Consider the following 16,804-nt stretch of genomic DNA (forward strand, 5'->3'; position numbering starts at 1 on the left):
TAAAACACGAATCGCAAGGAATGCCCTGCGATTTTTGTTTGAATACTTGAGAGAAACGAAGAAACTTTCGTTTTAGAAATGACGCTTGCTTTATTGATAGGAATCAAATGTCTTTTTGAATTAAGCAAATATAAAAAATGGTCTCAATATATAAAATCATTTCAATCTTTATCCTTCAAAAACCAGCTTTTATGTTAAAATAGAGATATCACATTGAGAAGAAAGAGCAAAGTCCATGTCGAGAAAAAAGGATGATTCTAACCAGCAACCAGAATGGTTTAGCTGGATTTGGATACTTGTATTTGTATTTGGTTCTGGAGCTGTAGCCAGCTATCTAATTCCCATAGCTATTCTGGGGGCTATTGGTTACGGAATCTATCGCCACCAAAGCCAGAAAAAAGTTCGGATTGAAGCAAAGCAAGCCAGCATTGGCCGTATTGAAGATTTGAAATCAGAAATTGGTCAGGCTGACCGCCGCATAAAAAAATTGGAAGCCCACCAAGAAGATGGGGACCAAGAAAGCTATCAGAATTTAGCTCTAGAAATTCTTCCCCAGCTAACCTATATCAAAAATGCTGCTAACGACCTACGAGGAGAAATTCCTACTTCTGTCTACCAGCGAATCCAGACCAAAATTCGTACTGTCACCGATGAAATCGATGAACAACTGAAAAAGATTGAACGAGAGAAAAAACGAAAAGAAGCGCAGCCTAAGAAAACTAGTCTAGAAGAGCTAGCCCCAGAATTGGTCGCTACGGTTCGCAATATTCAGATTGACCATGAGGCCATTCTTCAAAAAATCTCTCAATCCGAAAGCAACAATAAGGAAGAGCTGACTGCCATTCATCAGTCCCAGATGGAGCACTACGAAGATATTTTAGAAGGCTACCTCAAAATCAAAGCTTCTCCCAAAGATTTTTACAATGCAGAGGAGCGGCTAGCCAAGGCCAAAGCAGCTATAGAGCAGTTTGACTTGGATCTAGACGAAGCGCTGCGCCAGTTAAATGAAGCTGATTTGAGGGACTTTGACATTAGCTTGCGTATCTTAGACAAAGAAAAGCAAACAGACACTGGCTTTTAAGCTAGATAAACCAAAGGAGAAACTATGAGCCAAGAATTTAATTTTGACATTGATAAAATTGCTAACAATGCCATCAGCAAAAGCGACAAAACAACAGAAATCATCGAAGCTAATACGACTCAAGAAAATGGCCAGCTAACTTTTCTGGAAAAACTGACTCCTGAGCAACAGAGTGCGATTACGGCTAAAGCCCCTCAGCTGGTGGATAATTTCGTATCGGACCAAAATGCCTTGCTGGACTTTGGCCAATCTGCTGTAGAAGAAGTCAACGGTACTGTCAATCGTATCTTGGCCGAGCAGAAAAAATTACAAATTCCCCAGGTAGATGAGCTCTTAAAAAACACCAACAAAGAACTCAATGGCTTTGTCGCAAAATACAAGGATGCTCAAGTAGCAGAACTGGACAAAAAGCCTAATTTCCTAGAAAAACTCTTCAAACAGAGCAAAAACACTCTTCAAGAATTCTATTTTGATTCACAAAATATTGAGCAGAAAATGGACGGCATGGCTGCAACCGTCGTCAAACAAGAAGATGTTCTGGCTCGCAATATTGTTTCTGCTGAAATGCTGATTGAGGACAATACCAAATCGATTGAAAACCTAGTCGGAGTTATTTCCTTTATCGAAGCTGCTCAGCAAGAATCTGGCAATCGAGCGCTCAAACTGCAGGCTGAAGTTGCTCAGTTAGATATGACAACCGTTGACTACCAAGTCAAATCGCAAGAATTAGCCCGAATGACAGAGGTGGTCAATACCTTAGAGCAGCAACATACTGAATATGTCAGCCGTCTCTATGTAGCTTGGGCGACGACTCCTCAAATGCGTAATCTGGTCAAGGTTTCCTCTGATATGCGCCAAAAACTTGGAATGCTCCGTCGCAATACTATTCCAACTATGAAGCTGTCTATCGCCCAGCTAGGCATTCTCCAGCAATCGATGAAGTCTGGTCAGGTAGCTGACGCCATCTCTAATGCGAATAACGCTGCCCTGCAAATGCTCGCCGAAACGAGCAAGGAAGTCATTCCTCAGCTGGAGCGGATTTCCCAAAGCCCTACTATCGCTGTTGAGTCTGTCACTAAGCTGGCAGAAAGCCTCGTCGCACAAAATCAAGGCATTATCGAAGCCATTGATAAAGGACGGGAAAAACGCGCTCTGCTAGAAGCTACTGTTATCCAGTCTGCAGAGACCATCAACAACTCTGTCAAACTGCGTGATCAAAAGATTATCCAAGCCCTGTTGGACCAAGGCAAGGAAGCCCAGAAGGAATTAACGACAGAATAATAAAAGAGCCTAGGTGGCTCTTTTACTGTTTTACTTTTTAAATGATCAATACAGTCCTGTCTTCCGATTATCCCTTTAAAACAAGCAGCTTTCCAGCAGTTCTTTATTACGCAGCTGGGCTAACCAGTTGTCAGGAATCCCTTCCAAACCATAGATGATACCAGCCAGGCCGCCAGCAACTGCTGCTACTGTATCAGTGTCATCGCCCAAATTAACAGCTTTCAGGACGGTTTCCGCATAAGAAGTGCTAGTCAGCAAGCACCAAAGTGCCGCTTCCAAGGTATCCACCACATAGCCACTAGAGCGAATGTCATCTTCGGTCAGCTCTGCTAAAGTTTGCAACCGAGCATAGGTCTTGCTAGTCTCTAAGCCTGATAGTATTTCCGATAGTTGCTCACCCTTTAAGAGCCTACGAGCAATATCCACATAAAGCTGGCAGGCCTCTACGGAAGTCGCATGGGCATGTGTAATGCTGGAAACAGCCTCAATATCGGATGGACCAGCCTCAGTAAAGGCTAGGGGCAGAATGCGCATCAAAGAACCATTCCCGTTGGAATATTCATCAGATAGACCGTGTCCCCTTGTCAAAGCTTCGCGAGTCGCATTTCCTACATCAAAAGTCAGACCATCTGGCGTGTAGGCTCCCTCGAAGAGCCAATTTTTAAACCGCTGCTGCATATCGACAGGGTCAATCTTACCTTTTTCCCTAATAGAATCACAGGTCGCCAAAACAAGGCTGGTATCATCTGACCAAGTCCCAGCCGGTTGCTGATGGCTGCCAAAACCCGTCATCTCAATCGCTTTAAAACTGCCTCGGGTTAAAAATTCATACGGAACTCCTAATGCATCCGCCACCGCCAAACCATAGACTGCCGCTTTCAAAGATTGGTTCATGCTAGCCTCCTTTGTTTTATTATACTACTTTTGATCTTAAAATGCTTCCTAACCCCAAAAAACAAGCGCGGTCGCGCGCTTGTTTTTCTATTTTGTGTTAAAATAAAAGGTATGGACAAAATTATCAAAACTATCTCAGAAAATGGTTCTTTCCGAGCTTATGTGCTGGATAGCACAGAGACGGTTCGGACCGCTCAAGAAAAACATCAAACTCAAGCAAGCTCTACTGTTGCACTTGGTCGCACACTGATTGCCAGTCAAATTTTAGCTGCAAATGAAAAAGGCCAGACCAAGATTACCGTCAAGGTCCTCGGGACCAGCTCACTAGGCGCTATCATCACAGTGGCAGATACCGAGGGCACTGTCAAAGGCTATGTGCAAAATCCCGGTGTAGATATCAAAAAGACTGCCACCGGTGAGGTTCTAGTTGGTCCTTTTGTCGGCCAAGGCGAATTCCTCGTCATCACGGACTATGGTACTGGAAATCCTTACAACTCCATGACTCCTCTCATCTCTGGAGAAATCGGCGAAGACCTAGCCTTCTACCTGACCGAAAGCCAGCAAACACCTTCCGCAGTTGGTCTCAATGTCCTCTTGGATGAGAATGATAAAGTCAAGGTTGCTGGCGGTTTCTTGGTACAAGTTCTGCCTGGTGCCAAGGAAGCTGAAATCGCCCGCTTTGAGAAGAGAATCCAAGAAATGCCTGCTATCTCAAAACTGCTGGAATCCGATGACCATATCGAAGCTCTGCTGGCTGCCATCTATGGTGATGAGCCATACAAACGCCTATCTGAAGAGAAAATCCGCTTCCAGTGCGACTGTAGCAAAGAGCGCTTCATGAATGCCTTGGCTACCCTGCCAAAGACTGACTTAGAAGAGATGCGTGACCAAGACCAAGGGGCTGAAATCGTCTGCCAATTCTGCCAGACAGCCTATCACTTTGACCAAAATGACTTGGAGGAACTGATTCGTGATAAATCTTAATACCCCTTTTATGATTGGAAATGTTGAAATTCCCAACCGCACAGTTCTGGCGCCTATGGCCGGCATAACCAACTCTGCTTTCCGTACCATTGCCAAAGAGCTAGGAGCAGGCCTGGTCGTCATGGAAATGGTCTCTGACAAGGGTATCCAGTATAACAACGAAAAAACCCTCCACATGCTCCATATTGATGAGGGAGAAAATCCTGTTTCTATCCAGCTTTTCGGCAGCGACGAAGACAGTTTAGCCCGCGCAGCAGAATTTATCCAAGAAAACACCAAGACGGATATTGTCGATATCAATATGGGCTGCCCGGTCAATAAAATTGTCAAAAACGAAGCTGGAGCTAAATGGCTCAAGGATCCTGAGAAAATCTATAAAATTATCAATAAAGTTCAGTCCGTTCTGGATATTCCTCTGACAGTCAAGATGCGGACTGGCTGGTCCGACAGCTCACTGGCTGTAGAAAACGCTCTAGCAGCCGAAGCCGCCGGAGTCTCCGCCCTGGCTATGCACGGCCGCACCCGCGAGCAAATGTATACTGGTCATGCTGATCTTGAGACCTTGCACGACGTAGCCCATGCTCTGACTAAGATTCCTTTCATCGCTAACGGTGATATCCGCAGCGTCCAAGATGCTAAACAGCGTATTGAGGAAGTCGGTGCTGATGCCGTCATGGTAGGTCGAGCAGCTATGGGAAATCCTTATCTCTTTAACCAAATCAACCACTACTTTGAAACAGGCGAAGTTCTTCCAGACCTCAGCTTTGAGGACAAGATGAAAATCGCCCACGACCACCTCTCCCGCTTGGTAAATCTCAAAGGAGAATATGTGGCTATCCGCGAATTCCGGGGCCTAGCTCCGCACTATCTGCGCGGTACTGCCGGAGCAGCCAAACTCCGCGGTGCTATTTCGCAAGCTGAAAGTCTAGCTGAAATCGAAGAACTCCTGCAAATTCAAAAATAAAAACGAAAGGAAGCCCATTGGACTTCCTTTTTCCTTATGTTTAAGGTTGAGTTACCACAACGCTTGTTACTGAACCATCTGCCCCTGTTGTAATCTGCAGATTGGCATTGCCTTGTCCGCTTAACTGCGCATTGTATTTGCCATCATCCAGCGTATAGGAGTAGGAAGCGATGGAATAATTATCAGTCTTTCCATCTGCAGACTGGACGGTGAACTGACCATTACCTGATACAGTCACAGTATTTCCATTGGCATCCTTCCAAGTACCAGCAGCCGCTGAGAAATCCCCATCCACCATAGTCAAGACACCTTTATAGCGAGCATTGCTAGCTGCCTGCTTATTCTGAAGCTGGCGATTGCTTTCCGGTGCTTGGGCTGGTTGAGTTGCTTGACTCTGAGTATTTTGTCGACCTGAAGCTTGCTGCGGCTGCGTTTGTTGGGCTTGAGGTGCTTCGACAGTAGACTGTTGCTGACCAGCAGGAATTTCGGCTTGTCCAGGCTGGCTAACTGCTCCTTCTGAAGAAGCTCTATTATTAACCTTAGGAGAAGCGCCGGCCTTGCTGGATGACGCAACTTTTGAGCTAGAAGAAGCTTGAACAGCCTTACTAGAACTAGCACTTGTTGCACTTTCTTCTTTCTTACCACATGCCCCTAAAAGCAAACTAGAAGCCAGAACTGCAGCTGCCATCATTTTTGTATAAGTACGTGTTTTCATCTTTTGTCTCCTTGTAATATTAAGAAATCTTTTTGTAACATTATTGTAACACTGTGGTTTTTATATGTCAATCATTTATGCAAGATTCTTTGAAAAATTTTTTCTCAATTGAAGTTTTGTTTCTCAATCTGCTTCTTCTGTCATGAGAAACACGCTCCTACTTATCTATTCGTAATTAAAAATGAAAAAACAGGACAAATTTGTCCTGCAAGAGAAATATATGATCAACTTTCTTTTAATTTGATTTTTCTGCCTTCAGCCGATACACTTTTCTCGGCTTCTTCTTTGGCACGCGCTTAACACCAGCCTCCTCCAAGTATTCTCCAAATTTTACTAAAAAATTATTGCTAACAATAGGTCGTCTAGACGATATGAGATTGACCAGCTCAGTCCCTTCATAGACAGTAAACGGCGATTCCAGCAGATGAAGAAAAGTTGGATTCCAGTCCAGTCGCCCCTGAATCCGCTTGATAGATTCCAGCAGGATTTGGTAGTGGTCAAAGGCAAAGTCCTCTGCTGTCAGGACCCGCTCACCGTCTCTAAAACTCCTTGTCTTAAAGTCTACATCAAGAAAGGTGACTTCCTTGGCATCATCCCCAGCTTGCGCTTGATCTACTGCTATGGCCGGCAGATAGACCAGATGGGCAATGGTGATAACCCAACCGCGCGGATCACGTCCTGGAGTAGAAACCGTCATCAGTTGCTCCACCTTTTCCAGCGGTATCTCCAGCCCCACCTCTTCCTTTACTTCCCGAATGCAGGCTTGATAGGCATCCTCATGCTTGTCCACAAAACCTCCGACTAAGGCATATTTATTCTGATAAGGATGAGCCTTACGCTTGATGACCAAGAGTTTCACCTGACCATCCACAAAACAGTAAGCCACCATATCTGCTGTTACGCTGGGCGTCTCATACTTGGGCAAATCCTGTGTCTTGTACCATGCCAAAAAGGCGGACTCATCCGCCATGGTTTCGTAGTACTCTTTTTCCGACATTCCCGCTGGGATATCCTGTTTGGTCATGAATTTTTCGTCCTTTCCTAAGCTATCTTTTTCTATCAAAAATCTCAAGCTTTGGTCTAAGCTTTCTTCACTGCCTTGGTCCACTGATACCATCCAACGATACTATTGAGAGTATAGACCCAGTACATAGCCTGTATGTGAAGGTTGCTACCCCACCAGAGATAGATACTGAAGAGATTGGTCGCAATCCAGAAAATCCACTGTTCGCGGTAGAGACCAGTCATGAGAAGCTGACCGATACCATTGGTCGCATCTGTCACGCTATCACGGAAAGGCCGGTGACTGTGAATGCTCTTATAAGCAAAGCCCATGCCAATCCAAATCAAGGCAGTCAAGGCCAAATATTTAAGCCAGCCACGCCAGTCTAACTTCTTAGCTTCAAAATGAGACGGCTCTTCCTTGTCTTGCTCATTGACCCGGTTGGACAGCCAAGTATAAAGGCCGATTGGCTGCATAACAAAGAAGTAAACTGTAGTCAACACTTCTCCGTAAAAGCTAGCCTGAAAAGACAGTAAGAGGTAAATTGCCGAATTAACAGCTCCGAAGAGGTAATTGCTGGCCCGCCCCTCAGCTACTAGAATAACGCAGACAATTCCTGTCCAGGAAGCAAAGAGTCCCAGCCAGTCATGTTTCTCCTGACCACTGGTGAACTCCAGAATGAAAGGCAGACTGGAAAGAGCAAGCAAGTATAGCCATTGAGTCAAGCTGCGCCCGCCAAATAAATCCTGCCAGAACAATTTCGCTATGCCGCTAAAACCTTGTTTTTTAGCTGCCGCACAGACATTGCGGAAATTCTGAACAAAGGTTTGAGATTTTTGTTTTAGTCCTGCGTAGAGAGCTGCAGGAGAGAGTTTTTGATTTTTTACTACCATTCTATTTTACCACTTTCTTTTTTAATCCGCTTGATAAATCATGTCGATCGCTTCTTTGGCCGCCTGATAATTGTCCAAATAACTGCCTGCCAGATAAACCGTCGGAAGATGAGCCAAGCACTGCTCTTTCAGTTTTTTCAGATAGCTGGAAAAATCACTGCGTATAGCCTCGTCTGCCATACTCATATCGCGAAAGCCATCGTTGACATAGGCCCCAACCGGCTCAGCAAAGAGAATCAAATCCCATTTTTCCTTAGACAAAATGCTGGCAAAGAGATTGTCAAAAGTATCTGTTTCCTCGTCTTGAACCGGACTTTCTTTCAGATAGTAATCATAGTAGGCCTTGGTTACCAACGAATTCGTATCAGCCACGACCAGACCACGATTGGCGCTGCTGTCAATCAAGCGGGAAGTCTGAGCATATTGTCCTAAGAGCAGATAATAGTAGTCTTTAGGAGTCAGCTCATCGTCTCGCACGTTATTTTGAATCTGGTATTCTCGAGCATATTCTAGACTAACTGGAGCATCATAGTAACGAGCCAAATCCTTAGCCAAGGTTGTTTTCCCATTGCTGGCGCTTCCCATAATCAGCACTTTCTTAGTAAAGTGACGACGGAAAGGTTGGGCGATATATTTCCAGTAACGACTAGGATTTTCCCGAATCATCGTAGCTGAGATACCAAACTGGCGCTCTTCCAAACAGGTTTCAAAACCACGCTTTACCAGCTCCGCTTGATAGTCTGATTCTCCGACAAAGAAAATCAACTCCTCGCGTTCTGCATCATAGCCCACCAACTCCAATAAACCTGGCAACCACTTGTCCCAACCCATAGGGTAACGAGGAAAAGAAGTTTCATCTAGCTTATAAACCTGGGTCAGCTCATCATCAGCAAAAGTCTCCCGCGTATAGCGGAATCGCTTCTGCAGAGACAGACCCACTTCCTGCCCACGGTCTCCCTGATAACCAGAAACCACCACGCGTACCTTGTCGTAAGAACGCTTAGCTTTCTGAATCAAATCGATATGCCCCTGATGCAAGGGAGCAAAGGTTCCAAATACGATTGCAATTTTTTCTTTCATAGCTCTATCCTTTTTATTGCTTTTTATATTTTGTTCTTTCTATGTTTTTATTATAAACTATATTTTCTTTTTGTCAATAGTTTTTTATAAAATTTTATAAAAATATTTTCAGACACTTTAAAACTGTTTCAAGGACACAAAAAAGAACCTAATGCTTTAAGCATCAGATTCTTTTTATAAAAGATTTATTGCTGATAGACTTCTTGGTAGAATTCCAGCTTGTCTCCATCCTTGACAGTAATTTGATTGGCTGCCTTAGGAGCCATTTCTCCGTTGACCTTAAACATCCAGTAGAGACCCTTTGCTTCATCCTGAGCATGACCGTCAATAGAAGTGATAAAACCATCTTTTTCTTCGACCTTATAGGCCTTCTTCAAAGCATCCATAGCTGTCTTTCCTTCTGCAACAGCCACCGTTTTCTCGCTCTTCTCCTGACCTTCTGGTGCAATACTGATGCTGATTTTCAGTTCCTTTTTGACAGAAGAATCAGCTGAGCTAGAGCTCTTGTCAGTATTTGTCTGGCTGCTGCCGCAACCAACAAGGAGAAGGGCAAAAGCAAGTGTGAGCAAACTAAAGATTTTTTTCATTATAGAGCCTCCTTAAAATAGGGTACAAGAGTGGGTAAAAAAACAAGGTCGACAGTCCGTGCGCTATATTGAAAGTCAAAGCATTGATAATCGCATAAGACCACCAGTGATAGTTGTAAAGCAAGGCTGTCAGTGTATCAATGGCAATGCCATAGCCAAAGGATAGGAGAGCTGCTGCTATTCCCTGTCCCACTAGATTTAACCGAGAATAGAGCAGCCGCCAAAGGCAAAGAATCAGTCCAAAGGACAGCAACTGAAAGAGGACGATCGGACTCATTCCCAAAAGAAAGGCTGATGTAAACATCGTCACAGCCATCACTAGGAGTGAAGTCTGCAAATCCTCAAAGATAACTATCAGGAAAAAGATAGCTGAGATAGGCTGCACATTGGGCAGAAAGGAAAATGCATAGCGAAAGGCCACACATAGAGCCGATAGGATGGCAATTTTAGCCATTTTGCGAGCGGACAAAGGTACCTCCTTTTCTAATTGAGTGAATCAAGAGGATTTGGACTAGGTATGCAGCTCAACAGCATCCCAGTCCTGGGCCGTATTCAGCCCCAGCAGCCAGTCAAGACCAGACCGCCTCTCCAGAACAACACTTTCATCAAGGCCAGCCGGTGCTGGCTGGTCATGAATCCGAGCCTCAACACAGGCCCAATGATAACGATAAATCAAGTCATCCTCATCCAGTAACTCTTCTAAGCTGCGCGGTTGGCATTTACCCAGAAATTCCTGAAAGTCAACCGCACTAGCGACTGCGTCAATAGCAGCATCACAATCACAAATCTTATCTGGAAACGGTAAAGTATCTACTAGACCCAAGTACCAAATCAAGGACCAATAGGCCTCGTATTTCCAAACCATATTGATGATAGCTGCCGGGTCAGCACGATCTTCCAAGACTGCCCTTTCTTTGGGCGTCAGCTCTTCCTGAACCCCGTATTGCTGCAGTTTATCCTGCAGCCACTGGCGACTCTCCTCATTATAATTATTATTTTCGATATCCAAGGCCGCCTGAATAATCAAGAGGCTGCTAATAGCTCGTTGCGCAATTTCTTCTAGCGAGCGCGGCCGTACCTGCTCAGCACTTTCGATGACCGGCAAATGCTCAATGTAAGGAATGCCCTCCTTTTTCAAACGCTGGATACTAGCTGCCTTGCGCTCTTCTGGCGTTTTCACTCTGGCCTTCTTGCCAGCAAACAAATCTTTAAAAAACGACATATCAGTCTCCAATCCTTCAATTCCCAGTTTCATTGAATGATGAAATAACTGTTCGGTATAATTGCTATCAGGGATTAACCGCGAGCAAACAACTTTCCGTTGAAAGACTTCGATTTCTAGGCCACTTCGAACTTGAGTTGGCCAGCCTTGACCCCGACCTTAAGAGTTTGACCCGTTGTCAAATCTCCTGTCAAGAGGAGCTCAGACAGCTTGTCCTCTACCTGAGTCTGCAGAGTGCGGCGCAATGGCCGTGCTCCCATTTCCACATCGTAGCCTTCCTGAGCCAGCAGCTTAAGGGCACTAGCCTGGAACTTCAGCTCAATTCCCTTATCAGCAAGACTGGCAATGAGCGGTTTAACCATAACCTTGACCACTTCCTGCATATCTTCTGCAGATAAACTGTGGAAAACTACCTTCTCGTCGATACGGTTGATAAACTCTGGTCGATAAGCTTTCTTAAGCTCTTCCAGCATCCGTTTTTCCATATTGGCATGGTCCAAGCGAATATCCCGCGCTCCAAAGCCCACCGTCTTATCATCCCGCAAACTGGTTGCCCCCAGATTGCTGGTCATGATAATAATCGTGTTGGAGAAGTCCACCTTGCGGCCCTTGCTGTCAGTCAACTGACCGTCATCCAAGACCTGCAGGAGAACATTGAAAATATCTGGATGCGCCTTTTCTACCTCATCAAAGAGCAGGACAGAATAAGGTCGGTTGCGCACCTTCTCCGTCAGCTCCCCTCCTTCTTCATAGCCTACATAACCTGGAGGCGCTCCGTTGAGACGGCTAGCCGCGAATTTCTCCATGTACTCACTCATATCAAAGCGGATGAGGGCAGATTCATCATCGAAGAGACTTTCGGCCAATGCCTTGGCTAGCTCTGTCTTCCCGACCCCTGTCGGACCTAGGAACATAAAGGAGCCAATCGGACGCTTGCTACTGCGGATACCAGACTGGTTCCGTCGGATAGCTCGGCTGATAGCTGAAATCGCCTCGTCCTGCCCAATCACGCGTTTATGCAGTTCTGTTTCCAAATTGAGGTATTTCTTTGCATCTGTCTGAGTCAGCTTCTGCACTGGAATCCCAGACAAGCCACTAAGAGTAGCCAAGACATCGTCTTCTTCCACTTTCAGTTTATAGAGCTTGGGGTGCTGCTCTTGCTCAAGCAGCTTCGACACCTTTTTAAAGTCCGCTGCCATCAAGGCTTGATCCACTGGCGTCAAATCCGACTGCTCGTAATTCTGCGGCCCTCTGTTCTGGACTGTCGCACTAGCCTCGTCCAAAAGATCAATGGCAGAGTCTGGCAGATGCTTGCTAGTCAGATAGCGATGGGCATATTTCACCGCCGTCTCAATCGCCTGATCACTAATCTGTACCTTGTGATGGTCCTCATAGCTCTTTCTCAGACCTTGTAAAATGGCAATGCTGTCAGCCACATTAGGCTCTTCTATGCTGACCTTGGCAAAACGCCGAGAAAGAGCCGCATCTTTTTCAATATGTTTCTGATACTCTTCCTGGGTCGTGGCGCCAACTGTCCGCAGAGTGCCGCGAGCCAGAGCCGGTTTCAGGATATTGGCCGCATCCAAGGTCGAGTCAATACCACTGCCAGAGCCCATGATAGTATGCAGCTCATCGATGAAGAGAATGACATGACCATCTTCTTCAATGTCATTGATGATATTGTTCATCCGCTCCTCGAAATCTCCGCGAAAGCGAGTTCCAGCGACTACATTCATCAAGTCCAGCTCCAAAACCCGCATCTTGGCCAGTTCAGCAGGAACCTGACCAGCTGCTACACGCTGGGCCAGTCCTAAGGCCAGAGCTGTCTTACCAACCCCAGCATCTCCAACCAGCACTGGATTGTTTTTAGTCTTACGACTGAGAATCTGAACTATCCGTGAAATTTCCTGATCACGGCCAATGACGGGCTCCAATCGGCCAGCTCTGGCCAGCTCGGTCAGATCACGGGTGTAGTCTTCTAGGCCTCCGCTAGTAGAAGCCGGCATCCCCATCATATTAGCCATGGTCTGCTTGGCAGCCATTACCCCCTTATTCAGACTGCGAATAGCCTTGATATCTTCCTTGCCCCAGCCAGCTCGCTGCTCCAAGACCTTTCGCAAATCACTGATTTTCGGTCCCTGCTCCTTGTCCTCGTAGCTAAAGCCGGTAAATTCCAAGATACGAGAGGCCAAGGTTCCCCGATCAAATAGCATAGCCAGCAGCACATGCTCAGTACCTACATGCTTAGCCCGAACAGCTTCTGCAATCTGCCCCGCCTCCTCAAACAACTCCTCTAAGCGATAAGAAAAAGGCAGCAGCTCAAAGTGACCGTCTTTCTGATAAGCCTGACCAGTAATCTGAAAAGCCGCTTCTTCAAATCCATCAACTTCCACAGGAAACTCATTGAGGACTGAGCCAGCAACGCTGTAGGGATTATTAGCCAGAGCAATCAGCAGATGCCATGATTCCAGATAATCTGTCGTAAAATGGCCGGCCAAGAGCTGGGCTGCTTCCAAGCTTTCTATTAAGGCTTTTGAGTATTTCATTTATGATTCCATTCCTTTTCTGTCTAGTTGTTGTAAAATCTTTTTTAATATTCGGGCACGAATCACCGCAGCTCCATCACCCAAAATCGAGTCCGATGCTGTTGACAAGATTAGATTGCCCTCACGTTCAGTCATAATCTTTTCATCAAAAAGAAGCTGAATAACATCTGTGAAAACCTGCTGGCTGACACGCTCTCCCACACTGTCGTACAGACCGCAAAGCATCTGATGCCGGTCGGAAAATTCAATCTTTCCAATCCGAATATAGCCGCCGCCACCACGCTTACTCTCAACGATATAGCCCCGACTTTCTGTAAAACGCGTCTTAATCACATAGTTAATCTGACTGGGAACCACCTGAAAAACATCAGCCAGTTCACTGCGTTTCAATTCAACCATCCCAGCCTGAGCCAGAATAGACTTGATATATGCTTCAATACTGTCCGATGTGTTTTTTGCACTCATAACTTCCCTTTCCAGTTGAAAATTTCAGAATAAATCTCTTCTTTTGTCGTTTCTCTAACATTGACTATCTTTGACTAATATTATACCGGAAAAGTCTCTATTTTGAAAGAAAAAGGGATGACTGAAAGGTCTGATAATTCAAACTAGTGAAAAAGCTTTGCTATGATTGTGTAACCGCTTGCTTTTTGCTTTTAAAGCGTTATAATATAGGTGGAAATCCACAAGGAAAAGACAGACAGAAACTCCTGCCTGCCAACTATCATCTAAACAAGGAGGATAATCCAATGAAAATGGATTGGCTCAACTATTCTCGTCATGTACTCAAATGGCTCTTTGCAGCTCTGAGTATTTTCACCATCTTTTCTGCTGACTTTGTTGATATTCCTATCGGAGCTCTCATCGCCTGTCTTTATGCTCCCCTGCTCTTCGAACAGGAGCTAGTCAGTAACCGAGTCAAATGGTATAGCTTTCTGATTATGATGGTGGTTACTCTGCCCTTTTTGTTTATTACCAAAGTCTATCAGTTTAGCTTAACTTACCCCCAAACGACAGTGCTTCTCTTCCTCTTGGCAGTCTTGATTTTTACCAACGGCTTGATTGCTCATAAGGAAGAAAGAGAAAAAGCAGCTAAGTAATGCTGCTCACCATTCTACACTTGATGTTTCAAAACCTATAAAAAGGTCTGAGATTTTTTCTCAGACCTTTTTATCGTTCTATTTTTAAGCTAAAAACGATTAGTTTTGACCAAGAGCAGCAGCCATTGTTGCAGCTACTTCGTTTTCAAAGTCGTTAGCAGCTTTTTCGATACCTTCACCAACTTCAAAGCGAGCGAACTCAACTACTGAAGCATTTACTGATTCAAGGTAAGCTTCAACTGTCTTGCTGTCATCCATGATGTATACTTGTGCAAGAAGTGTGTATGCTTGGTCAACTTTAGTGTTGTCAAGCATGAAGCGGTCCATTTTACCTGGGATGATCTTGTCCCAGATCTTTTCTGGTTTGCCTTCAGCAGCCAACTCAGCCTTGATGTCTACTTCAGCTTGAGCAACGACTGCATCAGTCAATTGAGCTTTAGAACCGTATTTCAAGTGTGGAAGAGCTGGTTTACCAACCATTGCACGGCTTTCGTTGTCTTGATCGATGACATGGTTCAATTGTGCCAATTCATCTTTGACAAATTGCTCATCCAATTCTTTGTATGAAAGAACAGTTGGTTTCATCGCAGCAATGTGCATAGAGATTTGCTTAGCAAGAGCATCGTCTCCACCTTCGATAACGGAGATAACTCCGATACGGCCACCGTTGTGTTGGTAAGCACCAAAGTGTTGAGCATCTGTCTTTTCAATCAAAGCAAAGCGACGGAAAGAGATTTTTTCTCCGATAGTTGCAGTTGCAGATACGTATGCAGCTTCAAGAGTTTCACCTGAAGGCATTGTCAAAGCAAGTGCTTCTTCGTTGTTAGCCGGCTTGCCTTCAGCGATTACTTTCGCAGTTGCATTTACCAAGTCAACAAATTGAGCATTTTTCGCAACGAAGTCAGTTTCAGCATTCACTTCAACAACAGCGGCAACATTACCGTTTACGTAAACACCTGTCAGACCTTCAGCGGCAACACGGTCAGCTTTCTTAGCTGCTTTTGCCATCCCTTTTTCGCGAAGTAATTCAATCGCTTTTTCGATGTCACCATCAGTTTCAACAAGTGCTTTTTTAGCGTCCATGACACCAGCACCAGATTTTTCACGCAATTCTTTGACAAGCTTAGCTGTAATTTCTGCCATTTTTCTTCTCCTATTTTTTAATGTAAATAAAGGAGCTGGGCTGAGCCCCGCCCCTTTAGGTTAGTTTACTGATTATTCGTTTGAACCTTCAACAACTTCAACGATTTCTTCGATAGAATCTGCTTGAGTTTCAGTTGCAGCCAATTCTGCTTCTACTGATTCAACGCTATCTTCACCTTGACGGCCTTCGATAACAGCATCAGCCATTTTCGCAGTGATTAATTTAACCGCACGGATTGCATCGTCGTTAGCTGGGATGATAACATCGATATCATCAGGATCAGTGTTAGTATCAACCATGGCAACCACTGGGATACCTAATTTCTTAGCTTCCTTAACAGCGATTTGCTCTTTATGAGGGTCAACTACGTACATCACATCTGGGATGCGAGGCATATCTTCGATACCGCCCAAGAATTTTTCAAGACGAGCACGTTGTTTGTTGAGAAGAGCGACTTCTTTCTTAGGAAGAACTTCGAAAGTTCCGTCTTCTTCCATGCGTTTGATTTCTTTCAAACGAGCTACACGTTTTTGGATAGTAGACCAGTTTGTAAGAGTTCCACCCAACCAACGGTGGTTGATGAAGTATTGACCTGAACGTTCTGCTTCTTCTTTGACAGCGTCAGCAGCTTGCTTCTTAGTACCAACGAAGAGGATAACTGCATCGTTAGCAGCAGCATCACGCATAAAGTCGTAAGCTTGGTCAGCATACTTTACAGTTTGCTGCAAGTCGATTACGTGGATACCGTTACGCTCAGTGAAGATGTACTTAGCCATCTTAGGGTTCCAGCGACGAGTTTGGTGACCAAAGTGAACACCAGCCTCAAGAAGTTGTTTCATTGAAATTACTGCCATGAGTAAATTCTCCTTTTTGTTTTTTTCCTCTTTTAGATTTCAGCTCGCAAGACCACCCGAGGGCAACAGTCCCACAATTCATCTAAAATGAGTATTTTGCCATTTACACGGCACCCTCTATTATAACAAAAACGCAGCTCTTTGACAAGGTGTTTGCCAGATTTTATGCCACTAAGAATGAATTCTACCTCTCATTAGAACATGTATTTCCCGAAGAGTTCTGAATGGCAGCGTCTAACATTTTCTGCTTTGACTATGAAAGACTCTTGACGAAAGCAAGTATTTACGATAGAATAATAAGAGTCGCGGCGGTATAGCCAAGTGGTAAGGCACGGCTCTGCAAAAGCTTGATCGTCGGTTCAAATCCGTCTACCGCCTTCGTAAATATATTTCTAGAAGTCCCTCAAAGGGCTTTTTTATTGCATTTCCTATTGTTTCTAGCAAATTTTGCTGATA

At 44.8% G+C, this 16,804-nt stretch carries 17 protein-coding genes and 1 tRNA gene; 6 read left to right on the top strand and 12 right to left on the bottom strand.

The annotated features are described in order from the left end of the window. Nucleotides 1–235: 235 nt before the first annotated feature. On the top strand, nucleotides 236–1,081 hold the full coding sequence (locus tag K1I80_RS09450; protein WP_223313681.1) for a hypothetical protein: 846 nt from the start codon (nucleotides 236–238) through the stop codon (nucleotides 1,079–1,081). A 24-nt stretch (nucleotides 1,082–1,105) separates the two neighbouring features. Then, entirely contained in the window at nucleotides 1,106–2,362 is a 1,257-nt protein-coding gene (locus tag K1I80_RS09455; RefSeq protein WP_002907849.1) for a toxic anion resistance protein, read from the top strand. Nucleotides 2,363–2,437: 75 nt separating this feature from the next. On the opposite strand, the gene K1I80_RS09460 is transcribed toward K1I80_RS09455, so the two are convergent. Next, nucleotides 2,438–3,256, bottom strand: a complete 819-nt coding sequence (locus K1I80_RS09460; protein ID WP_125445545.1) for an ADP-ribosylglycohydrolase family protein — start codon at nucleotides 3,254–3,256, stop codon at nucleotides 2,438–2,440. 111 nt (nucleotides 3,257–3,367) lie between these two features. Between K1I80_RS09460 and hslO the strand changes: the two genes are divergently transcribed. Then, nucleotides 3,368–4,240, top strand: coding sequence for an Hsp33 family molecular chaperone HslO (gene hslO / locus K1I80_RS09465; RefSeq protein WP_125445544.1), 873 nt, complete (start codon nucleotides 3,368–3,370; stop codon nucleotides 4,238–4,240). Next, nucleotides 4,227–5,204 carry a tRNA dihydrouridine synthase DusB gene (gene dusB / locus K1I80_RS09470; protein WP_185776924.1) on the top strand — a complete coding sequence of 326 codons (978 nt, stop codon included), beginning with the start codon at nucleotides 4,227–4,229 and terminating at the stop codon, nucleotides 5,202–5,204. Before hslO ends, dusB begins: the two co-directional genes overlap by 14 nt. Before the next feature lie 40 nt (nucleotides 5,205–5,244). Here the strand turns inward: dusB and K1I80_RS09475 are convergent, their stop codons facing one another. The 9 genes from K1I80_RS09475 to K1I80_RS09515 all read right to left on the bottom strand — a co-directional run bounded on the left by K1I80_RS09475 (nucleotide 5,245) and on the right by K1I80_RS09515 (nucleotide 13,715). Continuing rightward, nucleotides 5,245–5,919, bottom strand: a complete 675-nt coding sequence (locus K1I80_RS09475; protein ID WP_125445543.1) for a DUF6287 domain-containing protein — start codon at nucleotides 5,917–5,919, stop codon at nucleotides 5,245–5,247. 235 nt (nucleotides 5,920–6,154) lie between these two features. After that, nucleotides 6,155–6,943 (bottom strand): NUDIX domain-containing protein, encoded by a 789-nt coding sequence (locus K1I80_RS09480; RefSeq protein ID WP_223313682.1) that lies wholly within the window; start codon nucleotides 6,941–6,943, stop codon nucleotides 6,155–6,157. A 56-nt stretch (nucleotides 6,944–6,999) separates the two neighbouring features. Beyond that, nucleotides 7,000–7,815 (bottom strand): nicotinamide riboside transporter PnuC, encoded by an 816-nt coding sequence (gene pnuC / locus K1I80_RS09485; RefSeq protein ID WP_223312076.1) that lies wholly within the window; start codon nucleotides 7,813–7,815, stop codon nucleotides 7,000–7,002. 21 nt (nucleotides 7,816–7,836) lie between these two features. Next, nucleotides 7,837–8,895 (bottom strand): AAA family ATPase, encoded by a 1,059-nt coding sequence (locus tag K1I80_RS09490; RefSeq protein WP_223312075.1) that lies wholly within the window; start codon nucleotides 8,893–8,895, stop codon nucleotides 7,837–7,839. Nucleotides 8,896–9,080: 185 nt separating this feature from the next. Further along, nucleotides 9,081–9,482 carry a DUF4430 domain-containing protein gene (locus K1I80_RS09495; protein WP_002905510.1) on the bottom strand — a complete coding sequence of 134 codons (402 nt, stop codon included), beginning with the start codon at nucleotides 9,480–9,482 and terminating at the stop codon, nucleotides 9,081–9,083. Continuing rightward, on the bottom strand, nucleotides 9,466–9,951 hold the full coding sequence (locus K1I80_RS09500) for an ECF transporter S component (protein WP_223312074.1): 486 nt from the start codon (nucleotides 9,949–9,951) through the stop codon (nucleotides 9,466–9,468). The genes K1I80_RS09495 and K1I80_RS09500 overlap by 17 nt, the downstream gene beginning before the upstream one ends. A 42-nt stretch (nucleotides 9,952–9,993) precedes the next feature. Further along, the gene (locus K1I80_RS09505; RefSeq protein WP_223312073.1) at nucleotides 9,994–10,737 is read right to left on the bottom strand and encodes a DUF4272 domain-containing protein; all 744 of its coding nucleotides are present in this window, start codon (nucleotides 10,735–10,737) and stop codon (nucleotides 9,994–9,996) included. Between the two features lie 83 nt (nucleotides 10,738–10,820). After that, nucleotides 10,821–13,250: an ATP-dependent Clp protease ATP-binding subunit gene (locus tag K1I80_RS09510; protein ID WP_223312072.1), complete on the bottom strand. Its 2,430-nt coding sequence runs from the start codon at nucleotides 13,248–13,250 to the stop codon at nucleotides 10,821–10,823. Continuing rightward, a complete protein-coding gene (locus tag K1I80_RS09515) occupies nucleotides 13,251–13,715 on the bottom strand; it encodes a CtsR family transcriptional regulator (protein WP_002894012.1) in 465 nt (154 codons plus the stop codon). Between the two features lie 146 nt (nucleotides 13,716–13,861). Here K1I80_RS09515 and K1I80_RS09520 point away from each other — a divergent pair, with 146 nt between their 5' ends. Then, entirely contained in the window at nucleotides 13,862–14,350 is a 489-nt protein-coding gene (locus tag K1I80_RS09520; RefSeq protein WP_223312071.1) for a hypothetical protein, read from the top strand. A 99-nt stretch (nucleotides 14,351–14,449) separates the two neighbouring features. On the opposite strand, the gene tsf is transcribed toward K1I80_RS09520, so the two are convergent. Next, a complete protein-coding gene (gene tsf, locus K1I80_RS09525; protein WP_223312070.1) occupies nucleotides 14,450–15,493 on the bottom strand; it encodes a translation elongation factor Ts in 1,044 nt (347 codons plus the stop codon). A 72-nt stretch (nucleotides 15,494–15,565) separates the two neighbouring features. After that, a complete protein-coding gene (rpsB, locus tag K1I80_RS09530; RefSeq protein WP_002894015.1) occupies nucleotides 15,566–16,348 on the bottom strand; it encodes a 30S ribosomal protein S2 in 783 nt (260 codons plus the stop codon). Between the two features lie 307 nt (nucleotides 16,349–16,655). On the opposite strand from rpsB, the gene K1I80_RS09535 reads away from it, so the two are divergent. Then, nucleotides 16,656–16,726 (top strand) — tRNA-Cys (locus tag K1I80_RS09535). Nucleotides 16,727–16,804: the final 78 nt, after the last annotated feature.

Origin of the sequence: Streptococcus sanguinis, from assembly GCF_019929225.1 — a bacterium.
GTDB classification, from domain to species: Bacteria; Bacillota; Bacilli; order Lactobacillales; family Streptococcaceae; genus Streptococcus; species Streptococcus sanguinis_J.

Bases quoted from the DNA above. Each gene is read 5' to 3' on its own strand.
- K1I80_RS09450 (WP_223313681.1), top strand. From the start codon at position 236: ATGTCGAGAAAAAAGGATGATTCTAACCAGCAACCAGAATGGTTTAGC.
- K1I80_RS09455 (WP_002907849.1), top strand. From the start codon at position 1,106: ATGAGCCAAGAATTTAATTTTGACATTGATAAAATTGCTAACAATGCC.
- K1I80_RS09460 (WP_125445545.1), bottom strand. From the start codon at position 3,256: ATGAACCAATCTTTGAAAGCGGCAGTCTATGGTTTGGCGGTGGCGGAT.
- hslO (WP_125445544.1), top strand. From the start codon at position 3,368: ATGGACAAAATTATCAAAACTATCTCAGAAAATGGTTCTTTCCGAGCT.
- K1I80_RS09475 (WP_125445543.1), bottom strand. From the start codon at position 5,919: ATGAAAACACGTACTTATACAAAAATGATGGCAGCTGCAGTTCTGGCT.
- K1I80_RS09480 (WP_223313682.1), bottom strand. From the start codon at position 6,943: ATGACCAAACAGGATATCCCAGCGGGAATGTCGGAAAAAGAGTACTAC.
- pnuC (WP_223312076.1), bottom strand. From the start codon at position 7,815: ATGGTAGTAAAAAATCAAAAACTCTCTCCTGCAGCTCTCTACGCAGGA.
- K1I80_RS09490 (WP_223312075.1), bottom strand. From the start codon at position 8,895: ATGAAAGAAAAAATTGCAATCGTATTTGGAACCTTTGCTCCCTTGCAT.
- K1I80_RS09495 (WP_002905510.1), bottom strand. From the start codon at position 9,482: ATGAAAAAAATCTTTAGTTTGCTCACACTTGCTTTTGCCCTTCTCCTT.
- K1I80_RS09505 (WP_223312073.1), bottom strand. From the start codon at position 10,737: ATGAAACTGGGAATTGAAGGATTGGAGACTGATATGTCGTTTTTTAAA.
- K1I80_RS09510 (WP_223312072.1), bottom strand. From the start codon at position 13,250: ATGAAATACTCAAAAGCCTTAATAGAAAGCTTGGAAGCAGCCCAGCTC.
- K1I80_RS09515 (WP_002894012.1), bottom strand. From the start codon at position 13,715: ATGAGTGCAAAAAACACATCGGACAGTATTGAAGCATATATCAAGTCT.
- tsf (WP_223312070.1), bottom strand. From the start codon at position 15,493: ATGGCAGAAATTACAGCTAAGCTTGTCAAAGAATTGCGTGAAAAATCT.
- rpsB (WP_002894015.1), bottom strand. From the start codon at position 16,348: ATGGCAGTAATTTCAATGAAACAACTTCTTGAGGCTGGTGTTCACTTT.